This window comes from Stenotrophomonas sp. Steno-C15 (assembly GCF_056393265.1).
This window is the reverse complement of record NZ_JBWJPF010000002.1, coordinates 68697-89568: the sequence shown is the minus strand read 5'-3', so window position 1 is coordinate 89568 and position 20872 is coordinate 68697. Positions and strand designations below refer to the sequence as shown.

21 protein-coding genes, 4 tRNA genes and 1 pseudogene are annotated in these 20872 nt (G+C 67.1%); 12 read left to right on the top strand and 14 right to left on the bottom strand.

The window, feature by feature from the left end; genetic code table 11:
• Positions 1 to 106 precede the first annotated feature (106 nt).
• On the top strand, positions 107 to 1027 hold the full coding sequence (locus AC06FB_RS02405) for a LysR family transcriptional regulator (RefSeq protein WP_065181268.1): 921 nt from the start codon (positions 107 to 109) through the stop codon (positions 1025 to 1027).
• 439 nt (positions 1028 to 1466) lie between these two features.
• Here AC06FB_RS02405 and AC06FB_RS02400 read toward each other — a convergent pair.
• The 10 genes and pseudogenes from AC06FB_RS02400 to AC06FB_RS02355 form a co-directional block, all read right to left on the bottom strand.
• Positions 1467 to 1543 (bottom strand) — tRNA-Arg (locus tag AC06FB_RS02400).
• 32 nt (positions 1544 to 1575) lie between these two features.
• Positions 1576 to 1652 (bottom strand) — tRNA-Arg (locus tag AC06FB_RS02395).
• A 58-nt stretch (positions 1653 to 1710) separates the two neighbouring features.
• Positions 1711 to 1787 (bottom strand) — tRNA-Arg (locus AC06FB_RS02390).
• A pseudogene (locus AC06FB_RS02385) lies at positions 1778 to 2705 on the bottom strand (alpha/beta hydrolase family protein). The gene AC06FB_RS02390 and the pseudogene AC06FB_RS02385 overlap by 10 nt, the downstream one beginning before the upstream one ends.
• Complete coding sequence (thiD, locus tag AC06FB_RS02380) at positions 2702 to 3511, bottom strand: bifunctional hydroxymethylpyrimidine kinase/phosphomethylpyrimidine kinase (protein WP_053517263.1); 810 nt, start codon at positions 3509 to 3511, stop codon at positions 2702 to 2704. Before thiD ends, AC06FB_RS02385 begins: the two are co-directional and overlap by 4 nt.
• Positions 3512 to 3608: 97 nt before the next feature.
• A complete protein-coding gene (locus AC06FB_RS02375) occupies positions 3609 to 4277 on the bottom strand; it encodes a YoaK family protein (protein ID WP_053517265.1) in 669 nt (222 codons plus the stop codon).
• 11 nt (positions 4278 to 4288) lie between these two features.
• Positions 4289 to 4795, bottom strand: a complete 507-nt coding sequence (locus AC06FB_RS02370) for a hypothetical protein (RefSeq protein WP_053517266.1) — start codon at positions 4793 to 4795, stop codon at positions 4289 to 4291.
• Positions 4792 to 6192 carry a PhoH family protein gene (locus AC06FB_RS02365; protein WP_065181271.1) on the bottom strand — a complete coding sequence of 467 codons (1401 nt, stop codon included), beginning with the start codon at positions 6190 to 6192 and terminating at the stop codon, positions 4792 to 4794. The genes AC06FB_RS02370 and AC06FB_RS02365 overlap by 4 nt, the downstream gene beginning before the upstream one ends.
• A gap of 81 nt (positions 6193 to 6273) precedes the next feature.
• Positions 6274 to 6753, bottom strand: a complete 480-nt coding sequence (locus AC06FB_RS02360; RefSeq protein WP_065174941.1) for a peroxiredoxin — start codon at positions 6751 to 6753, stop codon at positions 6274 to 6276.
• 81 nt (positions 6754 to 6834) lie between these two features.
• Positions 6835 to 7395, bottom strand: a complete 561-nt coding sequence (locus AC06FB_RS02355; protein ID WP_025879444.1) for a glycine cleavage system transcriptional repressor — start codon at positions 7393 to 7395, stop codon at positions 6835 to 6837.
• A 164-nt stretch (positions 7396 to 7559) separates the two neighbouring features.
• Between AC06FB_RS02355 and dapA the strand changes: the two genes are divergently transcribed.
• Positions 7560 to 8453: a 4-hydroxy-tetrahydrodipicolinate synthase gene (dapA, locus tag AC06FB_RS02350; RefSeq protein ID WP_053517270.1), complete on the top strand. Its 894-nt coding sequence runs from the start codon at positions 7560 to 7562 to the stop codon at positions 8451 to 8453.
• A 32-nt stretch (positions 8454 to 8485) separates the two neighbouring features.
• Positions 8486 to 9004 (top strand): hypothetical protein, encoded by a 519-nt coding sequence (locus AC06FB_RS02345; protein WP_065174942.1) that lies wholly within the window; start codon positions 8486 to 8488, stop codon positions 9002 to 9004.
• 122 nt (positions 9005 to 9126) lie between these two features.
• Here the strand turns inward: AC06FB_RS02345 and fdxA are convergent, their stop codons facing one another.
• A complete protein-coding gene (fdxA, locus tag AC06FB_RS02340; protein ID WP_049411316.1) occupies positions 9127 to 9450 on the bottom strand; it encodes a ferredoxin FdxA in 324 nt (107 codons plus the stop codon).
• A 192-nt stretch (positions 9451 to 9642) separates the two neighbouring features.
• Here fdxA and AC06FB_RS02335 point away from each other — a divergent pair, with 192 nt between their 5' ends.
• Positions 9643 to 11064 (top strand): sugar porter family MFS transporter, encoded by a 1422-nt coding sequence (locus tag AC06FB_RS02335; protein ID WP_065174943.1) that lies wholly within the window; start codon positions 9643 to 9645, stop codon positions 11062 to 11064.
• Positions 11065 to 11237: 173 nt separating this feature from the next.
• On the opposite strand, the gene AC06FB_RS02330 is transcribed toward AC06FB_RS02335, so the two are convergent.
• Positions 11238 to 11312, bottom strand: a tRNA-Glu gene (locus AC06FB_RS02330).
• Between the two features lie 52 nt (positions 11313 to 11364).
• Between AC06FB_RS02330 and pcnB the strand changes: the two genes are divergently transcribed.
• From pcnB to pgi, 6 genes are all read left to right on the top strand, one after another.
• Entirely contained in the window at positions 11365 to 12744 is a 1380-nt protein-coding gene (pcnB, locus tag AC06FB_RS02325; RefSeq protein WP_065181273.1) for a polynucleotide adenylyltransferase PcnB, read from the top strand.
• Positions 12745 to 12747: 3 nt separating this feature from the next.
• Positions 12748 to 13233: a 2-amino-4-hydroxy-6-hydroxymethyldihydropteridine diphosphokinase gene (folK, locus tag AC06FB_RS02320; protein WP_053517275.1), complete on the top strand. Its 486-nt coding sequence runs from the start codon at positions 12748 to 12750 to the stop codon at positions 13231 to 13233.
• A gap of 34 nt (positions 13234 to 13267) precedes the next feature.
• Positions 13268 to 14083 carry a 3-methyl-2-oxobutanoate hydroxymethyltransferase gene (panB, locus tag AC06FB_RS02315; RefSeq protein ID WP_478053338.1) on the top strand — a complete coding sequence of 272 codons (816 nt, stop codon included), beginning with the start codon at positions 13268 to 13270 and terminating at the stop codon, positions 14081 to 14083.
• Positions 14080 to 14919: a pantoate--beta-alanine ligase gene (panC, locus tag AC06FB_RS02310; protein ID WP_478053337.1), complete on the top strand. Its 840-nt coding sequence runs from the start codon at positions 14080 to 14082 to the stop codon at positions 14917 to 14919. The genes panB and panC overlap by 4 nt, the downstream gene beginning before the upstream one ends.
• 119 nt (positions 14920 to 15038) lie before the next feature.
• The gene (gene panD / locus AC06FB_RS02305) at positions 15039 to 15419 is read left to right on the top strand and encodes an aspartate 1-decarboxylase (RefSeq protein WP_053517331.1); all 381 of its coding nucleotides are present in this window, start codon (positions 15039 to 15041) and stop codon (positions 15417 to 15419) included.
• A complete protein-coding gene (gene pgi / locus AC06FB_RS02300) occupies positions 15416 to 16927 on the top strand; it encodes a glucose-6-phosphate isomerase (RefSeq protein ID WP_478053336.1) in 1512 nt (503 codons plus the stop codon). Before panD ends, pgi begins: the two co-directional genes overlap by 4 nt.
• A 34-nt stretch (positions 16928 to 16961) precedes the next feature.
• Here pgi and AC06FB_RS02295 read toward each other — a convergent pair whose 3' ends face one another.
• On the bottom strand, positions 16962 to 17531 hold the full coding sequence (locus tag AC06FB_RS02295) for a response regulator transcription factor (protein ID WP_053517280.1): 570 nt from the start codon (positions 17529 to 17531) through the stop codon (positions 16962 to 16964).
• Complete coding sequence (locus AC06FB_RS02290; protein WP_065174948.1) at positions 17528 to 18754, bottom strand: ATP-binding protein; 1227 nt, start codon at positions 18752 to 18754, stop codon at positions 17528 to 17530. Before AC06FB_RS02290 ends, AC06FB_RS02295 begins: the two co-directional genes overlap by 4 nt.
• Positions 18755 to 18868: 114 nt before the next feature.
• Between AC06FB_RS02290 and ispG the strand changes: the two genes are divergently transcribed.
• On the top strand, positions 18869 to 20134 hold the full coding sequence (gene ispG, locus AC06FB_RS02285) for a flavodoxin-dependent (E)-4-hydroxy-3-methylbut-2-enyl-diphosphate synthase (protein WP_053517283.1): 1266 nt from the start codon (positions 18869 to 18871) through the stop codon (positions 20132 to 20134).
• Positions 20115 to 20864 carry a phosphatase PAP2 family protein gene (locus tag AC06FB_RS02280; protein WP_053517284.1) on the top strand — a complete coding sequence of 250 codons (750 nt, stop codon included), beginning with the start codon at positions 20115 to 20117 and terminating at the stop codon, positions 20862 to 20864. Before ispG ends, AC06FB_RS02280 begins: the two co-directional genes overlap by 20 nt.
• The last annotated feature ends 8 nt before the right edge of the window (positions 20865 to 20872 follow it).

Sequence of the window (20872 nt, the reverse complement as noted above, 5' to 3'; positions counted from 1 at the left end):
CGGGGCAGGGCATTGATCGCCGTGTTTCCCTGTTGGAGAGAAGTATCCGCTTGCGCCGGTGCTTTGAAAAACGGATAGTTTTGAAAGCCATCATCGAAAAATTCGAATGCTCAAGCTCAGCCTCGAAGCCCTGCAGATCCTGGACGCCATCGATCGCCGCGGTTCGTTTGCGGGCGCCGGCAAGGCCCTGCACAAGGTGCCGTCCACCATTTCCTACACCGTGGCCAAGCTGGAAGAGGATCTTGGCGTGCAGCTGTTCGACCGGGTGGGCCCGCGTGCGGAGCCGACCGAGGCCGGTCGCGCGCTGCTGGATGAGGGCCGGCATCTGCTCCGTGCGGCCCGCGAACTGGAACTGCGGGTGCGCCGGGTGGCCTCCGGCTGGGAAACCGAACTGACCCTGGCAGTGGATTCGGTGTTTCCCACCTGGCTGCTGGGTCCGGACATCGCCGCATTTCGCGGCGCTGAGGCGCCGACCCGCCTGCGCTTGATCGGCGAGGCGCTGTCCGGCACCTGGGAGGCGCTGCTGGACCGGCGTGCCGATCTGCTGGTGGGCGCGCCGGGCGAGGGGCCGAGCGGTGGTGGCTACGTGGTCGAGCCGTTGGGTACGGTCGAGTTCGTGTTCGCGGTTGCCCCGGATCATCCCTTGGCGGCAGTGCCGGGCGTGCTGGGACGTGAGCAGCTGGTCGAGCACTGTGCGATCGCGGTGTCCGATTCGGCGCGGCGCCTGCTGCCCCGTACGGTTGGCCTGCTGATGGGGCAGGAGATGCTGACAGTGCCCGACATGGCCAGCAAGCTGAAACTGCAATGCGAGGGCGTGGGCTTCGGCTTTCTGCCCGAGCCGTGCGCGCGCGCGGCCGTGGCACGAGGCGAACTGGTTATCCGTGAGGTCGAGGAACACAAGCCGGAGGAGACCTTCTGGTTGGCCTGGCGGACCGGTGAGGATGGCGCGGCATTGCGCTGGTGGCGCGAGCGCCTGCGTAGGCCGGAGCTGCTGTCGCAGTGGTGGCGGGCAATGGCCGGGGGGTAGGTGTGCGACAGGGCTGCGCCCTGCACCCGCGACGGGCGGGAACACGACAACAGCAACAGCCGAAGGGGGTTTGCTGGGGCAAGACGGGGTGGGTCCGGTAGGTGTCGACTTGATCGACACGGTAGATCCACGCCATGCGTGGATGAATTCACTCGATATCTGACAGATGTGTCGACCAAGGTCGACACCTACCAACAGCCGCGTGAACCTGTCGAAGGTGGGGCGGTGTCGGAGTGCGGGGTGTCAGCCGCATGGATGCGGCTGCCAAGCCTACAGGGACGCACTTGCGGCGTCCCCGCACTCCGACACCGCCCCGCCATCCCATGGAATGCGCGCTGTTGCTGTTGCTCCGGCTTTGGCTTCGGCGGGTGCAGGGCGCAGCCCTGCCGAAGAACACACATAAAAAAACAGCAGGCCGAGGCCTGCTGTTTCGGTGTAATGGTGCGCCCGGAGAGATTCGAACTCCCGACCGCCTGGTTCGTAGCCAGGTACTCTATCCAACTGAGCTACGGGCGCCAATTACATAAACCTGTTGTGTTGACCGTGTATGGTGCGCCCGGAGAGATTCGAACTCCCGACCGCCTGGTTCGTAGCCAGGTACTCTATCCAACTGAGCTACGGGCGCGCGGTACACAATCAAATTTTACTTCATTTCCAGCGGCGGATGCCGGAAACCTGTCGAGTGGTGCGCCCGGAGAGATTCGAACTCCCGACCGCCTGGTTCGTAGCCAGGTACTCTATCCAACTGAGCTACGGGCGCCCTGCGACAGGAGCGGAATTATGCGGATGTCGGCGCGTACCGTCAACCGTTTTCGTGAAGATTTTCATCCAGCTGAATGAAAAATTGGTGGGCGACCGCCTGTGGCGCCTTCATCCACGCGAAGTGGTCGGCACGCGTGCCCAGTTCCCCGTCGGACAGCACATGCAGGTGTGATGCCACATTCGGCAGTTTGTCCAGCAACGCCTGCATCGAACCGGTCGGTGCCAGCCAGTCGTGTTCCATCACCACGGCCTGCGCGCTGCCATGCACGCGTGCCATCTGCGCATCGAGATCCTCGGTCATGCCCGCGGCTGCGTAATGGTTGCTCAGGCCCACCCGCGACCAGTCGGCAATCAGGCCGCGTGCTTCGGTGCCCCCAAAGCCCAGGCGCCGGCCGTGCAGCACGCCCTGGCGGCGGGCGATCCAGGGCAGGAAGCGATACACCAGCGGCAGAAGCCATCCGCGCGGAGGCGGAAACGTACGCCAGAACGGCGTGCCACTGGCGGCCAGCCACAGGTGCTCGAAGTGCTGCGGTTGCCGTCCTGCATGCACGCAGGCCAGCTGCCCACCCAGGCTGTGCCCACCGATGATCCAGGGCAGCACGCCTTCGCCGGCATCGGCGTTGGCGAGCAAAGCCTGGCTGGCAGGCAGGTCCTGCTCGAGCACTTCACGATAGCCCCAGTCCTGCGTGCGCGAAGGGCGCAGTGAACTGCTGCCGTTGCCACGCCACTCGTGCAGGTAGACCGCGATGCCTTTCGCAGCCAGGGCCTGTGCCAGTGGCAGGTAGTGGCGCGCGGCCACGCCCAGTGCGGGGAGCCATAGCAGCCGCGCCAGCGGCTGCTCTGGTACGCAGGCCATCACCTCGAAGCGATGGCCGTCGCCGCATTCCACGGCCAGTGTCCGTGATGGCAGGCTCATGCGTGGGGCGCTGCGCCGAAATGATCCAGCACGCGCACATCGCTGCGCCCCGGCATGTAGCCCAGTTGCAGCCCGCGTGCCACGTAGTCGATCGATGCTTCGCAGGCGTTGGCCAGGCTCAGGCCATTGCACAGTTGCGCGGCGATGGCCGAGGCCAGTGTGCAGCCGGTGCCGTGGGCATCCAGCGGCAGGCGCGCGTGACTGAATTCCTCGCTGCTGACGCCATCGAAGTAGCGATCGATCACCCGGTTGCCCTCGTGCAGGTGGCCGCCCTTGAGCAGCACCGCGCCGGCCCCGAGATCCAGCAGTGCCGACGCAGCCCGCTCGGCGTCGTCTCCATCGCCGATCGTGCGGCCCACCAGCAGTTCTGCCTCCGGTGTGTTGGGAGTGACCAGCGTGGCCAGCGGAAGCAGACGCTCGCGCATTGCCTGCAGCGCGCTGTCTTCCAGCAGGCGCGCACCACTGGTGGCGACCATCACCGGATCCAGCACCACATGTGCGGGCCGGTGACGCTGCAGCGCATCGGCCACGGCGTGGATCACCTCGGCATTGGCCAGCATGCCCAGCTTCACCGCGTGGATGTCGAAATCATCGAAGCACGCGTCGAGCTGCGCGCGCAGGAATTCGATTGGCGGCACATGCACGGCGGTGACACCGCGGGTGTTCTGCGCGGTCAGTGCGGCGATCGCGGAGAGGCCATGCACGCGGTGTGCGGCGAAGGCCTTCAGGTCGGCCTGGATGCCGGCGCCTCCGCCGGAGTCGGAGCCGGCGATGGTGAGGGCGGAAACGGGAGTGGTCGGGCTCATGCGGCGATTGTGCCGTGGTCACCGGGATGGGGGTAGTGCCGGCTACGGGCTGCCGGCAGGGGCGGACGCCTCATGCTGCGCGTGCGTGCGGCGACGCTCAGTACCGCCAGCGTACCCATTGCTGGTACAGCACATAGACCAGCCCGGTCGCGCCGGTCAGCAGCGCGGGGGCAAGCAGGGCATCGTACTGCCAGCGCAGGAACAGCCACGCACCCATCACGCCACCGGCCAGGAAGCCGCTGATGATCAGTCCGCTGAGCGTCAGCCGCCGCACCTGCAGCGGCAGCCCGCGCAACAGATGGCCCAGGCCGATGCCAAGATCGGTGAACATGCCGCTGAGGTGGGTGGTCCGTATCACCGCGCCGCTGAAGGTGGTGGCCATCGCGTTCTGCAACCCGCAGGCCATCGCTGCCGACAACGCGCCCCAGATCTGCTGCTGCTTGAACAAGGGAATGGCGGCCAGCAACAGCGCCGATTCCAGTGCCAGAGCGACGCCATAGCGCCGGCCGAGCTGCAGTGCGCTGTCCTGGATCAGCAGCCCGCTGAGCATCGCACCCAGCGAAAAAGCGATCAGCAGGCCCCACAGGTGTCCGACCGCGCGCCAGTCGCCCTGCGCCAGTGCCATGCCGAGCTGGCTGGTACTACCGGTCATGTGGCTGACGGCCTGATGCTCGAAGCCCAGAAAGCCGACCACGTTGACCATGCCGGCCACGCACGACAGCGCTACGGCACCGATCCAGACCCAGGTGGGAAGGCGTATGCCCATCGGCGTGACCCTCAGGGACCGCCGAGACCGCCGTTGAACTGCAGCTCGCTGAACGCACCGGTGGCCGGGTCGAACACCGCGCCCCAGAACTGCTTGCCACCATCGCAGACGCGGATGGCCTCGCGCGCCGGCTTGATGCCGCTGTCGTCAGGCAGGCGGAACGCATTGATGTAGATCAGGCGCTTGCCGGCGCTTTCGATGCCGACGTACTGGCGGTCGAAGTCCAGTACGTCGGGCACCTGCGCCTGCAGCGAAGGTAGTGCGGCTTCCAGCTGGTCCACCTGTTGCCGGCTGGGGGCCCAGTAGCCGGTGACGCGGCCGGCATCCCGGCCCGGGCTGTGCCGCGAGCAGGTGTCGAGCACCTGCGCGGCGACGATCGGCCGGGTGACCACCCACGACTGGCCGGTGCGTTCGGCGGTCGGCACGCTGGCCGGCCCGCGGGTGGTGGTGCAGGCACCAAGGACGGCTGCGAGGGTGATCGCAGCCGTCGGCAGCAGCAGGCGGGCAGAACGGTTCACAGCACCTCCGAAGCGTAATCGGCCAGCCGCGAGCGTTCGCCACGGCGCAGGGTGATGTGCGCACTGTGCGGCCAGTTCTTGAAGCGGTCCACCGCGTAAGTCAGGCCGGATGTCGTCTCGGTCAGGTACGGGGTGTCGATCTGCTCGACGTTGCCCAGGCAGACGATCTTGGTGCCGGGACCGGCACGGGTGATCAGCGTCTTCATCTGCTTAGGGGTGAGGTTCTGCGCCTCGTCCAGGATCAGATAGCGCGACAGGAAGGTGCGGCCGCGCATGAAGTTCATCGAGCGGATCTTGATGCGGCTGGCCAGCAGATCGTTGGTTGCCTGGCGTCCCCAGGTTCCGCCTTCCTGGTTGTGCGTGAGCACTTCCAGGTTGTCGGTCAGCGCGCCCATCCACGGTGTCATCTTCTCTTCCTCGGTGCCCGGCAGGAAGCCGATGTCCTCGCCGACGCTGACGGTGGCCCGGGTCATGATGATCTCGCGGTAGCGCTGCTGGTCCATCGTCTGCGCCAGCCCCGCGGCCAGTGCCAGCAGGGTCTTGCCGGTGCCGGCGGTGCCGAGCAGGGTGACGAAGTCGATCTCCGGATCCATCAGTGCATTGAGCGCGAAGTTCTGCTCGCGGTTGCGCGCGCTGATGCCCCACACGGCGTGGCTGCCGTGGCGGAAATCATCAACCAGCGACAGCACCACCTTGCCATCGCCGACCACGCGGCTGACGCGAAGCTCCACCTCGTCCTCGCCCGGCAGGTAGACGTACTGGTTCGGGTACCATTCCTCGTCGTCCCTGGCCAGGATCTCGTAATGGGTGCGGCCCTTGTCGCTCCAGCTGCGCAGGTCGTCGCCATGGAGCTTCCAGAAATCCTCCGGCAGCTCGGTGGCGCCGGTGTAGAGCAGGCTGAAATCGTCCAGTGCGCGGTCGTTTTCGTAATCTTCCGAAACGATGCCGGCGATGGCCGCCTTGATCCGCAGGTTGATGTCCTTGGAGACGAACACCACCGGGATCTCCGGGGTCTGCTCCTTCAGCGCCAGGATGGCACCGAGGATGGCATTGTCCGGGATGACCTGGCCGAAGCTCTTGCCGGCGTCGAAATGACTGGTCTGGAAACGCAGCTTGCCGGCGCTGTGCTTGCCACGCAGCTGCAGGCCCTGTGGCCGCTGCAGCGGAATGCCGTCGGCCAGATTGTCCAGGCCGGAGGCCTGCACCAGCTCGTTGAGGAAGCGGCTGACCTGGCGGGCGTTGCGGCTTGCCTCGGACGTGCCCTTCTTGCCGTTGTCCAGCTCCTCGATCACCTGCATCGGCAGGTAGACGTCATGCTCCTCGAATTTGAACAGCGCGGTCGGATCGTGCATCAGCACGTTGGTATCCAGCACGTAGATGCGCTTGCCTCGGGTCATCGTCGATTCCTGGTTACGGACAGGGAAAAACCACCACGACCTGCGGGGCAGGGTGATGGCGGACAAAGTGGGCGATGGGAATCACTTGGATTGGGCGGCCTTCAGTTCGGCAAGCACGGCGTCGGCATGGCCGGCGACCTTGACCTTGCGCCAGGACTGCGCGATGCGGCTGTCGGGAGAAATCAGGAAGGTGCTGCGCTCGATGCCACGTACCTGCTTGCCGTACATGTTCTTCATCCGGATCACATCGAAGGCGTTGCACAGCGCTTCGTCGCCATCGCTGACCAGCGGGAACGCGAAGCCCTGTTTGGCACAGAAGTTGTCGTGTGATTTCACCGAGTCACGGGAGACGCCGAGTACGGTGGCGCCGGCCTTGCGGAACTCCGGCAGCAGCGCGTTGAAGTCGATGCCTTCGGTGGTGCACCCCGGGGTGCTGTCCTTGGGGTAGAAGTACAGCACCAGCCATTGGCCCGCGAGGTCGCCGAGGGTGGTGTGTTCGCCGCCTGACAGGGCCAGCGGGAGCGAGAGGGTGGTGCGGTCCAGGGTATCGCCGTTGTTCATGAGGTCCTTGGTTCCGGAGCCTGGGGTATTTCTACGACAGTTGCATGAAACGCCGCGCGCCCGTGACGAACGCGCGAAAAATCAGAACTTCATCGGATCCATGATCGCGTCCAGGTTCAGGTGGTCGCAGAATTCGAGGAAATCATCGCGCAGGGCGGCGATGTGCATGTTGGCCGGCACGCCGATGGTGACCTGCGCGCTGAACATTTCCGCACCGGTCTGCATGGCGCGATAGCGCGTGCTCTGCAGGGTCTCGATGGTGATGCCCTGGCGGTCGAAGAAGTCGGCCAGCTGGAACAGGATGCCCGGCTTGTCAGCGGCGATCACTTCAACGATGTACGGCAGCAGATTGGACTGCGCCTGCTTGGCCTCGGTGCGGTACCAGACCAGTTTCAGGCCTTCCTCGCGCTCGAGCCGGGTCAGCATCGCTTCCAGCTTGGCGACCGAGTCCCACGACCCGGTGGCCAGCGCGGTGACCGATACGTCGCGGCCAACCGTGGCCAGGCGCGCGTCCACCAGATTGCAGCCGCTGTCGGCAATGCGTCGGGTGACGGACAGCAGTGGGGACTCCGGATGCGTCGTATAGGCGTTGATCAGGAGGTGGTTTTCGCTCGGCGCGGGGCGCGGGGTGGTGTCGGTCAAGGCGATTCCGGGTAATGCATGCGTGAGTCTGAATGCCCGCCAGAGGCGGGGATCCACCGGAGTGCAGCATACTTGCCCGTGCTTTCGCGCCGCAAGTAACATTCAAGTCGCCCCCGCCCTTTCGTGGCGGGCGTTTTCCCTTCCCAGCCAAGAGCAGCACGTCCTTGTCCCTTTCCGGCCTCATCACCGCGCTGGCGACCCCGTTCCGGGCCGACGGTGCCCTCGATCCCGACGGTTGGCAGCGCCTGCTGCATCTGCAACTGGAAGGTGGCGTCCATGGCGTTGTCGTCGCCGGCTCGACCGGCGAAGCGGCGACGCTGTCCGATGCCGAGTACGACCAGCTGCTGGCCAGTGCGGTCGAACGCATCGGCGGACGCATCCCGGTCCTGGCCGGTACCGGCCTGTCCGGCACCGCCAAGACCATCGAACAGACCCGTCGCGCTGCCGCGCAGGGTGCCAGTCACGCTCTGGTGGTGACACCGCCTTACGTGCGTCCGACGCAGGCCGGGCTGATCGCGCACTACCGGGCCGTGGCCGACCACGGCGGGTTGCCCGTGGTGCTGTACAACGTACCCGGGCGCACCGGATGCGACATGCTGCCGGAGACCGTGGCCGAGCTGGCGGATCATCCGAACATTGTCGGCATCAAGGAGGCCGTCGGCGACATCGGGCGCGTGAAGGCCCTGCTGGCGCTGCGCAGTTCCAGGTTCGCCGTGCTCAGTGGCGACGACGGCACGGCTGCGCGCTCGATCCAGGCCGGCATCGACGGGCTGATCTCGGTCGGCTCCAACGCGCTGCCTGGTGCGTACCGCCGGATGTGCGAGCTGGCTGCCGCCCACGACCATGACGCCACCGCATCCTGGGACGCGCGCCTGCAGCCGTACCACGATTTCTGCGGTATCGAATCCAACCCGATTCCGGTCAAGGCGCTGCTGCGCCGCATCGGCATCGGCCACGACCTGCGCCTGCCGCTGCTGCCACTTTCGGCAGCGCATCATCCGGCAGCCGATCATCTGGCCGGCGACATCGCCGCGCTTGAAGCCCTTTCCAGCCACTGACCTTCCGTCTTGGTCTGATCCAGGAGATCCACATGCGTCAATCCGTTTCCGCCGTCCGCGTGCTGTCCTTCGCGCTCATCGCCCTCACCACGGTCGTGACCACCACCGGCTGCTTCAAGCGCGGTGCCAAGGGCGACTACGCCCTGGCCCCGGAGATGCGTCCGCTGGAAGTGCCGCCGGACCTGAACCTGCCGTCCGCGTCGGGCGAGAACCAGGTGCCGAGGCTGGCCTCGACCACCGCCCCGGCTGCTGTGGCCGCTCCGGCTGCCCCGGCCGTGGGCAATACCGGTTTCACCATTCCGGGCAGCAAGGACGAGGCGTTCGCCAAGGTCGGCACCGCGCTGGAAGGCGTGCAGGGCGTGACCATCGCCAGCCGTGCCCAGCTGCTGGGCTCCTACGACGTGGCCTATGAAGGCAGTAACTTCCTGGTGCGCGTGGTGGCCGTCGATGCCGGCGCTTATGTCTCTGCGGTCGATCCGCGTGGTCTGCCGGCGACCGCCGAGGCCCCGGTGAAGCTGATTGCCGCACTGAAGGCCGCGCTGGCGAAGTAAGGAACCGCCGGCAGCTGCGGACCGGGCCACGCGCCCGGGTTCGGCCGGGCAGGGCCTGGCATTGCCGGAACAGGAAAAGGGCGCCCAGGGCGCCCTTTTTCATGGCGGCGGGTGCTGGCGCCTCAGCGCTCGAGCAGCTTCAGTTTGTCCGGTTTGCCATCCCACTCACCGGCGTCCGCCGGCGGGTCCTTGCGCACGGTCAGTACCGGCCAGGCCTTGGCCAGTTCGGCGTTGAGGGCGACGAAGCCCTCCTGTCCGGCGGGGACATCGTCCTCGGGGAAGATCGCGTTGACCGGGCACTCCGGCTCGCAGAGGGTGCAGTCGATGCACTCATCCGGGTCGATCACCAGGAAGTTCGGGCCTTCGTGGAAGCAATCCACGGGGCACACTTCCACGCAATCGGTGTGCTTGCACTTGATGCAGTTTTCGGTGACGACAAAGGGCATGGGCTTGGGGGTGGATCGATTCCTGAACCCGCCAATTCTAGAACAGGTTGCCCCCCGGTGTCGGCGCGGGCCTGAAAAGGGGGATCTGCCGGGCTCGAGGGCACGGCCCATTGGCGATGGGGCGGCGCCTGTGCGAGGCTGCGCGCTGCTGGCTGCTGTGGCAGCCGGACTGTCCTCCCTCCTGGAATGCCCATGTCCCCAGCTCAGCCTGCCGCCGCCGATGGTGGAGAGAACACCGCGTTCATCGTCCTGATCAGCTGCGTGGCCACCTTGGGAGGCTTCCTGTTCGGATTCGACAGTGGCGTAATCAACGGCACGGTTGATGGCCTGCGGCAGGCCTTCAACTCCAGCGAGGCGGCCCTGGGCTTCGAGGTTGCCTCGATGCTGCTGGGCTGCGCGATCGGCGCGTTTCTCGCCGGCTGGCTGGGCGACCGCCTGGGCCGACGCGGCGTGCTGATCGTGGCGGCGGTGCTGTTCCTGCTGTCGGCGCTGGGTGCGGGCGCCGCGCACGCCTCCTGGCTGTTCGTGACCGCTCGCGTGCTGGGCGGCTTCGCCGTCGGTGCGGCCAGCGTGATGTCGCCGGCCTACATCGCCGAGGTCGCTTCCGCACGCTACCGGGGCCGCCTGGCGACGGTGCAGCAGATGGCGATCATCTGCGGCCTGTTCGCCGCTTTCCTCAGCAACTACCTGCTGGCCCGTGCGGCAGGCACCTCCACCGAGCTCCTGTGGTTCGGGCAGGAGGCCTGGCGCTGGATGTTCTGGATGCAGGCGCTGCCGTCGGCGCTGTTCCTGTTGCTGCTGCTGGTGATTCCGGAAAGCCCGCGCTTCCTGGTGGTGAAGGGGCGCCAGGCGCAGGCCAGGGCGGTTCTGTCGCGGCTGTACGGCGACGCCGCGGCGGCCGCCAAACAGGCGGAGATCGAGGCCAGCCTGGACCAGGACCAGCACAAGCCGCGCTTCGGCGACCTGCTGGACAAGGGCACCGGCAGGCTTCGCCCGATCATCTGGGTGGGCATCGGCCTGGCGATGTTCCAGCAGCTGGTCGGCATCAACGTGGTGTTCTACTACGGCGCGGTCCTGTGGCAGGCCGTCGGCTTCTCGGAAAGCGATGCGCTGCTGATCAACGTTCTTTCCGGTGCGCTGAGCATCGGCGCCTGCCTGTTGACGGTGATGCTGATCGATCGGATCGGGCGCAAGCCGCTGTTGTGGGTCGGTTCGGTCGGCATGTCGGTTGCCCTGGTGCTGATGGTGGTGGCATTCGCCAGCGGCAGCCTGGTCGAAGGGCGCCTGCACCTGTCCGATGGCATGGGCCGGCTGGCGCTGGTGGCGGCCAACGTCTATGTGGTGTTCTTCAACATGTCCTGGGGCCCGGTGATGTGGGTCATGCTGGGCGAGATGTTCCCGAACCAGATCCGCGGCCCGGCGCTCGCGGTGGCCGGTGCGGCGCAGTGGACGTCGAACTTCGCCATCACCGTGACCTTCCCGCTGCTGCTGGCGGGTATCGGCCTGGCCGGTGCCTATGGCATCTACACGGTTGCAGCGATCCTCTCGATCTTCTTCGTCGTCCGCTACGTCCGCGAGACCAAGGGCAAGGAGCTGGAGCAGATGGAAGGCTGATGGCGCCGCCCTGGTTTCCAGCGCCTTCCTGTTCCGTGGCGGCGGCAGGCCAGCCGCTCCAGGACAGGCAGGGGCGGCTCGCCCCCGAGGCGACCCGCTCGACGCAACAGGCAAACCCCGGGAAACAGAAAAGCCCGCACGAGGCGGGCTTTTTCGGTTCCTGCTGTGGCGACTGGCGCTCCCTAGGGGACTCGAACCCCTGTTTTAGCCTTGAGAGGGCCACGTCCTAACCACTAGACGAAGGGAGCGTATATGTGTCGCTGCCGAGGCAGGAGCGCTAGTATATGCACCTCGATGCCATTGGGCAATCCCGAAACTTCAACCGGAAGCGCCAACATCATTTCTCCTGCTCCATCACCGTTCAGCCTGCGCGTCATCCCGCGCGACCAGCACACCATTTCCCGCAAGGACATCAGCCCGAACGCCCTGCGCGTGCTTTATCGCCTGCGCGATGCCGGCTTCGGCGCCTACCTTGTCGGCGGCGCGGTGCGCGACCTGCTGGTCAATGGCCAACCCAAGGATTTCGACGTGGCCACCGATGCCACGCCCGAACAGGTCAAACAGCTGTTCCGCAACTGCCGCCTGATCGGCCGCCGATTCCGCCTGGCCCATGTGGTGTTCGGCCGCGAGATCATCGAAGTCGCCACCTTCCGCGCCAACGTCGATGACGGCAGCGGCGACCGCGAAATGGAAAACGGCATGCTCGTGCGCGACAACGTGTACGGCAGCATCGAAGACGACGCGGTGCGCCGCGACTTCACCTGCAATGCCCTGTACTACGCGATCGAGGATTTCTCGGTGCGCGACTACGTCGGCGGTTTCGAAGACGTCCAGGCGCGCCTGATGAAGCTGATCGGCGACCCCGAACAGCGCTATCGCGAGGACCCGGTGCGCATGCTGCGCGCGGTGCGCCTGGCGGCCAAGCTCGGCTTCCAGATCGAAGAGGGCACCGCCGCGCCGATCCCGCACCTGGCAGGCCTGCTGAACGAAGCCGCGCCCGCGCGGCTGTTCGAGGAAGTGCTGAAGCTGTTCCTGTCCGGCCACGGTGTTGCCAGTTTCGAAGGCCTGGAGCGCTACGGCCTGCTCGACGTCCTGTTCCCTGAAAGTGGCAGGGCGCTGAAGGCGAACCGCACCGGTGCACTGCGCCGCATGCTGGTCGAGGGCCTGGCCAATACCGATGCACGCGTTGCCAACGATGAGCCTGTCTCGCCCGCGTTCCTGTTCGCGCTGCTGCTGTGGCCGGCGTTCTGCCGGGCGCAGGCCACCCTGCTCAAGCAGGGCGTGGCGCCGGAAGAAGCGCAGCGTCGTGCTGCCGACCGCGTGACGGTGCAGCAGCTGAGCACCATCGCGCTGCCGCGCCGTTTCTCGCTGCCGATGCAGGAGATCTGGCTGTTGCAGTCGCGTTTCGGCTCGCGCCAGCGCAAGCGCGTGTTCCGCACGCTCACCCACCCGCGCTTCCGTGCAGCGTTCGATTTCCTGACGCTGCGCCAGGTCGCGTCGGCCGAACACGAGGCAGATGTGGCGTTCTGGCGTGAGGCGCAGGTGCAACCGGGCCGCGAGCTGGAATCCGCGCTGGATGCGATGCATGCCGAACCGGGCGACGAGGAAGAGGGCGCACCGCGCAAGCGCCGGCGCCGCCGTCGGCGCTCCGGTGCCACGGCCGGCAGCGCTGGCGAGTAAGCCATGACGCTGGCCTGGATCGGCCTGGGCGCCAATCTTGGCGACGCGGCCGCGACCGTCCGTGCGGCGATTGCCGCACTGGACGCGCTTCCTGACACGCGGCGCTGCCAGGCGTCGCGCCTGTATGCCACGCCGGCCTGGGGCAACGAGGATCAGCCGCCGTTCGTCAACGCGGTGGCGTCGGTGGAAACGCGCCTGCCGGCCTCCGGATTGCTGCGGGCGATGCTGGAGCTGGAGCGGCATTTCGGTCGCGTGCGCGATCCAGCCGTGCACTGGGGACCGCGGGCACTGGATCTGGACCTGCTGCTGTATGGCGCGCAGGTACTGGATGAACCGGGTCTGCAGGTGCCGCATCCCTACCTGCACGAGCGTGCCTTCGTGTTGGTGCCGCTGGCCGAGATCGCGCCGGATCTGGCCATTCCCGGCCATGGTCGCGTGCGGGATGCAGTGATGCGGGTGGATGCCTGCGGGATTGCGCCGATAGGGTGATAATGCCCGGGTTATCTCCCCCGGTTATCAGCACATGAGCACCCACGCAGACAGCAAGCCCTGGACCGTTCCCGCCTTGGCCGAGGCCAAGCGGAATGGCCAGAAGCTGGTCATGTTGACCGCCTACGACGCTGGCTTCGCCCGCACCTTCGACGCCAACGGCGTCGACCTGATCCTGATCGGTGATTCGCTGGGCATGGTCGTGCAGGGGCACGATTCCACCCTGCCGGTGACCGTGGCCGACATGGTCTATCACACCCGCGCCGTGGCCCGCGTGCTGCAGCGCGCGCTGCTGGTTGCCGATCTGCCGTTCGGTGCCGATGCAACCCCGGAACGCGCCCTCGATGCGTCGCTGCAGCTGCTGCAGGCAGGCGCGGAGATGGTCAAGATCGAGGGGGCCGGCTTCAAGGTCGATATCGTCCGTTACCTGGTCGAACGCGAGATTCCGGTCTGCTCGCATCTGGGCCTGACCCCGCAGTCGGTGCTGCGCCTGGGCGGGTTCAAGATCCAGGGCCGTGGCGATGCGGCCCGGCAGCTGGTGGAGGACGCCAGGGCCGTGACCGACGCGGGCGCCAGCATCATCGTGCTGGAATGCGTGCCGACCCCGGTCGCGGCCGAGGTCACCGCTGCAGTGCCGGTGCCCACCATCGGCATCGGTGCCGGTCCGCAGTGCGATGGCCAGGTGCTGGTCCTGCATGACTTCCTGGGCCTGGACAGCGGCCATCGCCGACCGAAATTCGTCAAGGATTTCCTTGCCGAAGGGGGCTCGGTGGCTGGAGCCACCCGCGCATACGCCGACGCCGTGCGTGACGGCAGCTTCCCCGACGAACAGCACGCTTACGCCCAATGATCCAGACCTTCAATGAGCTCGGCGCGTTGCGCGGGCAGATCGCCCAGTGGAAGCGCGAAGGCCTGCGCGTCGCGCTGGTGCCGACCATGGGCAACCTGCACGGTGGCCATCACGCGCTGGTGAGCCTGGCCCGCCAGTACGCCGACAGGGTGGTGGCCAGCATCTTCGTCAATCCGACCCAGTTCGGGCCCAACGAGGATTTCAGCCGGTATCCGCGCACGCCCGAGGCCGATGTCGCGGGGCTGGAGCAGGTCGGCTGCGATGCGGTGTGGCTGCCGAGCGTCGAGGCGATGTATCCGCTGGGCGTGGACAAGACCACGCGCATGCACGCGCCCGGCATCAGCGAGGCGCTGGAAGGTGCCAGCCGTCCGGGCCATTTCGACGGCGTCTGCACGGTGGTCGCCCGCCTGTTCCTGCAGGTGCAGCCGGACGTGGCTGTGTTCGGCCGCAAGGACTACCAGCAACTGGCGGTGATCCGCCAGATGGTGGCCGAGCTGTCGTTCCCGGTCCAGATCGTCGGTGCGGAGATCGTCCGTGATGACGATGGGCTGGCCAAGAGTTCGCGCAACCAGTATCTGAGCCCGGAACAGCGCCCCGTCGCGACGACCCTTCATCGGACCCTGCTGGCCATGCGCGAAGGCTATGTGGCTGGCCAGCCGCGCGAGCGCATCGAGGCCGATGCCACCGCCGCGCTGCAGGCGGCTGGTTTCCAGGTCGACTACGCCGTGCTGCGCACGCCCGAGCTGGCCGAGCCGGCATTCGAGGGTGGCGGCCGGGTGGCGCTGATCGCCGCGCGGCTGGGCACGACCCGGCTGATCGACAACCTGGAGTTCTGAGTTCCGCTGTGATGGCGCCGCCGGGCATGGCCCGGCGCTACCTGAACGGTTTGCCGGTCGTGATGCCCCGCGTTGCGCGGGTGCTAGAATCCACGCTTTCCTCTGCGTTGTACCGTGCCATGCACCTGTCCCTGCTCAAGACCAAGATCCACCGCGCCACCGTCACCCACTCCGAGCTGAACTACGAAGGCTCGATCGCCATCGATGACAACCTGCTGGCTGCCACCGGTATCCGCGAGTTCGAGCAGGTCCACATCTGGGACGTGACCAACGGTGCGCGCTTCTCGACCTATGCGATCCGCGCCGAAGCCGGCAGCGGCATCGTCTCGCTCAATGGTGGCGCCGCGCGCCACGTGCAGGTTGGCGACATCATCATCATCGCCGCCTTCGCCAGCATGACCGAGCAGGAAGCGGACAGCTTCAAGCCGAAGCTGGTGTACGTGGATGGCAGCAACCAGATCACCCACACCAACGACACGATCCCGACCCAGGCCGCATGACAACGAACAACGGATTCGACTCGCTGCATTCCCACGCCCAGCGCCTGAAAGGCGCAAGCATCCCCAGCCTGCTCGCCGCCGAACCTGGCCGTGTGCAGGAGCTGGCGCTGCGGGTCGGTCCGTTGTACGTGAACTTTGCCCGGCAGAAGTACGACGCCGCGGCGCTGCAGGCGCTGCTGGCGCTGGCAGCAGAACGCGATGTCGGGGGCGCCATCAACCGCCTGATGCGCGGCGAGCAGGTCAACCTGACCGAAGGACGCGCGGCGCTGCACACGGCGCTGCGTGGTGACGTGGTCGACGCGCCGGTGGCCGCCGATGCCCATGCCACTGCACGCGAAATCCGTCAGCGCATGGGAGTCCTCGTGCGTGCGCTGGAAGACAGCGGCGTGACCGACGTGGTGAGCGTCGGCATCGGGGGATCCGATCTTGGCCCGCGGCTGGTCGCCGATGCGTTGCGCCCGGTCAGCGGCGCGCGCCTGCGCGTGCATTTCGTATCGAACGTGGACGGCGCGGCCATGCAGCGCACGCTGGCCACGCTTGACCCGGCGCGCACCGCCGGCATCCTGATCTCCAAGACCTTCGGCACCCAGGAAACCCTGCTCAACGGCCAGATCCTGCACGACTGGCTGGGTGGCAGTGAGCGCCTGTATGCCGTCAGCGCCAATCCCGAGCGCGCAGCGAAGGCCTTCGCCATCGGCGCAGAGCGCGTGCTGCCGATGTGGGACTGGGTCGGTGGCCGTTACTCGCTGTGGTCGGCGGTCGGCTTCCCGATTGCGCTGGCGATCGGCTTTGAGCGTTTCGAACAGCTGCTGGAGGGTGCGGCGCAGATGGACGCGCACGCACTGGATGCACCGCTGGAGCGCAATCTGCCGGTGCTGCATGGCCTGACCGACATCTGGAACCGCAACCTGCTGGGCTGCGCCACCCATGCGGTGATGACCTACGACCAGCGCCTGGCGTTGCTGCCGGCCTACCTGCAGCAGCTGGTGATGGAAAGCCTGGGCAAGCGCGTGCAGCGTGATGGCCAGCCGGTGACCACCGATACCGTGCCGGTGTGGTGGGGCGGTGCGGGCACCGATGTGCAGCACAGCTTCTTCCAGGCGCTGCACCAGGGCACCAGCATCGTCCCGGCTGACTTCATCGGCTGTGTGCACAACGACGATCCCTATACCGTCAATCATCAGGCGCTGCTGGCCAACCTGCTGGCGCAGACCGAAGCGCTGGCCAACGGTCAGGGCAGCGACGATCCGCACCGCGACTACCCGGGCGGTCGTCCGAGTACGCTGATCCTGCTCGATGCACTGACGCCGCAGGCGCTGGGTGCGCTGATCGCCATGTACGAGCACGCGGTGTACGTGCAGTCGGTGATCTGGAACATCAACGCCTTCGACCAGTTCGGGGTCGAGCTGGGCAAGCAGCTGGCCAACCAGTTGCTGCCGGCATTGCAGGGCGAGGGCGTGGCGATCGCCGACCCGATGACCCGCGAGATCCTGGCGCAGATCCGGTAGCGCCGGGCCATGCCCGGCGGACGCGACCCCGGGCTCAACGGCTCGGATCGCGTTCCGGGCTTGGCCGCTTGGCCAGTTTGCGCTGCAGCGACCGTCGGTGCATGCCGAGCAGGCGGGCGGCAGCGGACACGTTGCCGCCCGTCTCGTGCATCGCCTGCTGGATGTGTTCCCACTGCAGGCGACTGATCGGCGTCATCGCGTCGGGGACTTCCATCTCGCCGTCGTCGGCCGGGCCGTCGTCCTCTTCGCCCAGCGCGCGCAGGATCATCGGTACCGTTGCCGGCTTGGGCAGATAATCGTCTGCGCCCAGCTTGATGGCTTCCACGGCTGTGGCGATGCTGGCATAACCGGTGACCAGCAGGATCCGCATGTCCGCACGCAGGGCACGCAGGGGCTGGATCAGGGCCAGGCCGGAATCACTGCCGAGCTTGAGGTCGATCAGCGCGAAGGCCGGTGGATGCTGGCGGGCCAGCATCAGCGCAGTGGCCGCGTCCTGCGCGGTCTGCGTTTCCAGTCCCTTGCGCGCCAGGCTGCGCTGCAGGGTGCGCAGGTACAGCTCGTCGTCGTCGACCAGCAGGCCCTGGGTGGAGTGGTGCAGGCTCATGGGGTGTCCTCGCGTGGGGCCAGCGGCAGGCGGAAGCCGACGCGACTGCCGGCCCCCTGGGCCGGGCGCATCCACATCTCGCCGTCGAGGCGTTCGATGGTGGCATGGGACAGGGCCAGGCCGACGCCCATGCCCTCGCTCTTGCTGCTGCCGAACAGCGTGCCCGGCAGCACGGCGGCGCGGGCATCGAAGCCGTGGCCGTAGTCGCGGACTTCGCCGATCAGGTCGTCGCCGTCGATGCGCAGGCTCAGGTCCACGCGCGGGCGCCCGGCCTGCTCTCCGGCATCGGCCGCGTTGTTGAGCAGGACCATCAGCAGGTGGCCCACGCCGGGGTCCAGCGGCAGCCGCAGCGGCGCATCGTCGTTGCGGTGCAGGTCGATGGTCGGCCGCACCAGCCGCCATTGTTCCAGCACCTGCTGGGCGCTGGAGCGGCTGCGTCCGGGCATGTCGGCCGATGCCGGCGCGGCCAGTGCCAGCACCCGTTCGCGGCACTGCACGAGCAGTTCGCGCAGGGTTTCCATGTCCTCGCGTACTTCCGGCTCCTCGCTGCGCTCGGCAACGTCGTCGGCCAGCAGGGTCATGGTCGCCAGCGGCGTGTTCAGTTCATGCGCCACCGAGGCGGCGTGGGTGGCCAGGGCGACAATGCCCTCGTTGCGGGCGAAGCGTTCACGCAGTGCCGAGAGCTCCAGTTCCCGTTGCCGCAGGGCCAGGGCCAGGCGCGTGGAGAACGTCAGCACGACAGTGGCGGAGATCAGGAAATTGGCGACCACGCCCCAGCGGTTCAGGTCCTGCGCACGGAAGTAGCCGTCCGGCAGCGGCTGGCCGAACAGTCCGCTGGCGGCGTAGCCGAGCAGGCAGGCCAGGGCCACCGCCAACGCCCAGCGCAGGGGCAGGGCGAAGGCGGCCAACGCAATCAGGATCAGGAACAGGGAGCTGAACGGATTGGCCATGCCGCCGCTCCAGCTGATCATCCAGGTCAGGATGATCACGTCCACCAGGATGTGGCCGAAGGCTGTCAGTGGCGCGGTATCGGCCCCTTCCGGCCGCAGCTGGGTGTAGACATTGAACAGCGCGAGCACGGCGACGCCGGCCCACAGCGGCAGTGGCGGCAGCGGCAGGCCCAGCACCCAGGTGGCGACCAGGATGGTGGCGGCCTGGCCGGCCACGGCCAGCCATCGCAGGCTGCACAGGGTGCGGAGAAACGGGGCGTCGGGACCAGTCATTCGCGCCCATCGTATGCGTTCGCGGGCGGGTGTGCCTGCGACAATCGGCCGCAGCCGTGCCGGCGGCTGAATGCGAGTCACCCGGAAACCGGAGGCGGGCGCTAGAATGCCCGCATGCACGACGCCGTTACCCGCCCGACCCCGCCTTCCGAGCCCACCGCCTGGTCCCGTCGCCAGACCCACGCCGTCCAGATCGGCGGAGTCACCGTCGGCGGCGGCAGGCCGGTGGTGGTGCAGTCGATGACGAATACCGACACCTCCGACGTGGCCTCCAGCGTGAAGCAGGTCGCCGAGCTCTGGCGCGCCGGTTCGGAAATGGTGCGCTTGACCGTCAACACCGTCGAGGCCGCGGCCGCGATCCCGCGCATCGTCGACAAGCTGGCGATGATGGGCATCGACGTGCCACTGATCGGTGATTTCCACTACAACGGCCATCAGTTGCTGACCGCCGAACCGGCGTGTGCCGAAGCACTGGCCAAGTACCGCATCAATCCGGGCAATGTGGGCTTCGGCAAGAAGAAGGACCTGCAGTTCGCGCAGTTGATCGAGTTCGCCATCCGCTACAACAAGCCGGTGCGCATCGGCGCCAACTGGGGCTCGCTGGACCAGGCGCTGGCGGCCAGGCTGATGGATGAGAACAACGAGCGCGAGCAGCCCTGGGACGCCGGACGTGTCCTGCGCGAGGCACTGATCCGGTCAGCGCTGGATTCGGCCGAACAGGCCGTGGAGCTGGGCCTGCCGCGCGACCGCATCGTGCTGTCGGCCAAGGTCAGTGGCGTGCAGGAGCTGATCGCGGTCTACCGTGACCTGGCACAGCGTTCGGAGTTCGCGCTGCATCTGGGCCTGACCGAAGCCGGCATCGGCAGCAAGGGCATCGTTGCGTCGGCAGCGGCGCTGAGCGTGCTGCTGCAGGAAGGTATCGGCGACACCATCCGCATCTCGCTGACGCCCGAGCCGGGCCAGTCGCGGACGCAGGAAGTGATCGTCGCGCAGGAGCTGCTGCAGACCACCGGCCAGCGCGCGTTCACGCCGCTGGTGACAGCCTGCCCGGGATGCGGCCGCACCACCTCCGAGTTCTTCCAGGAGCTGGCCAAGGTGGTGCAGAACCACGTGCGCGAGAAGATGCCGCTGTGGAAAGTGCAGCACCCGGGGGCGGAAAACATGACCCTGGCGGTGATGGGCTGCGTGGTCAACGGCCCGGGAGAATCGCGGCACGCCAACATCGGCATCTCGCTGCCGGGAACCGGGGAGGCGCCGTCGGCGCCGGTGTTCGTCGATGGCGAGAAGAAGGTGACCCTGCGTGGCGAGAACATCGCCCAGGAATTCGTCGCCCTGATCGACGACTACGTCGAACGAACCTATGTCCGAAGCGCAGGATAAGCCCGCGATCCTTGCCGCGCCGGAGCCGGCCTCCGGCTTCCGTCACTGGATGGCGCGCAATGCGTGGCGCCTGGTCCTGCTGTTCGCCGGCGTGCTGTTGCCGCTGGCCGGCTTCGTCGCGCTGGCCGACGAGGTGCATGAGTTTGAATCGTTCCATTTCGACGCGCCGCTGCTGTGGCAGATGCACGGCCTGCATTCGCCGTGGCTGGACCGGTTCTTCGTGCTGCTGTCCCGGCTGGGTTACGAGTGGTTCCTGATTCCCGCCGATGTGCTGATCGTCGCGGCACTGCTGGGCTACCGCCGCTGGCGCGAGGCCACCTTCGTGGCCGTCAGTTTCCTCGGATCGGCACTGTTGAACATGGGCAGCAAGCGGTTCTTCCAGCGGGACCGCCCCAGCCTGTGGGAGTCCATCGCACCGGAATCGACGTTCAGTTTCCCCAGCGGCCACGCCATGGGGTCGATGACCCTGGCGGCAACCCTGGTACTTCTGGCCTGGAATACCCGCTGGCGCTGGCCGGTGCTGGTGCTGGCCCCTGCGTTCAGCTTGCTGGTCAGCGTGTCCCGGGTCTATCTCGGGGTCCATTACCCGTCGGATATCCTGGCCGGATGGTGTGCAGCACTGGTTTGGGTGGTAGGGTGCTACCTGGTCATGTTCAGTCGTCGGCATCCCTGGCGACGCCGCGATTCGCCGCCATCGACGGCCAGCGAAGCATCAACACAGGGGGAGTGACGTGGATG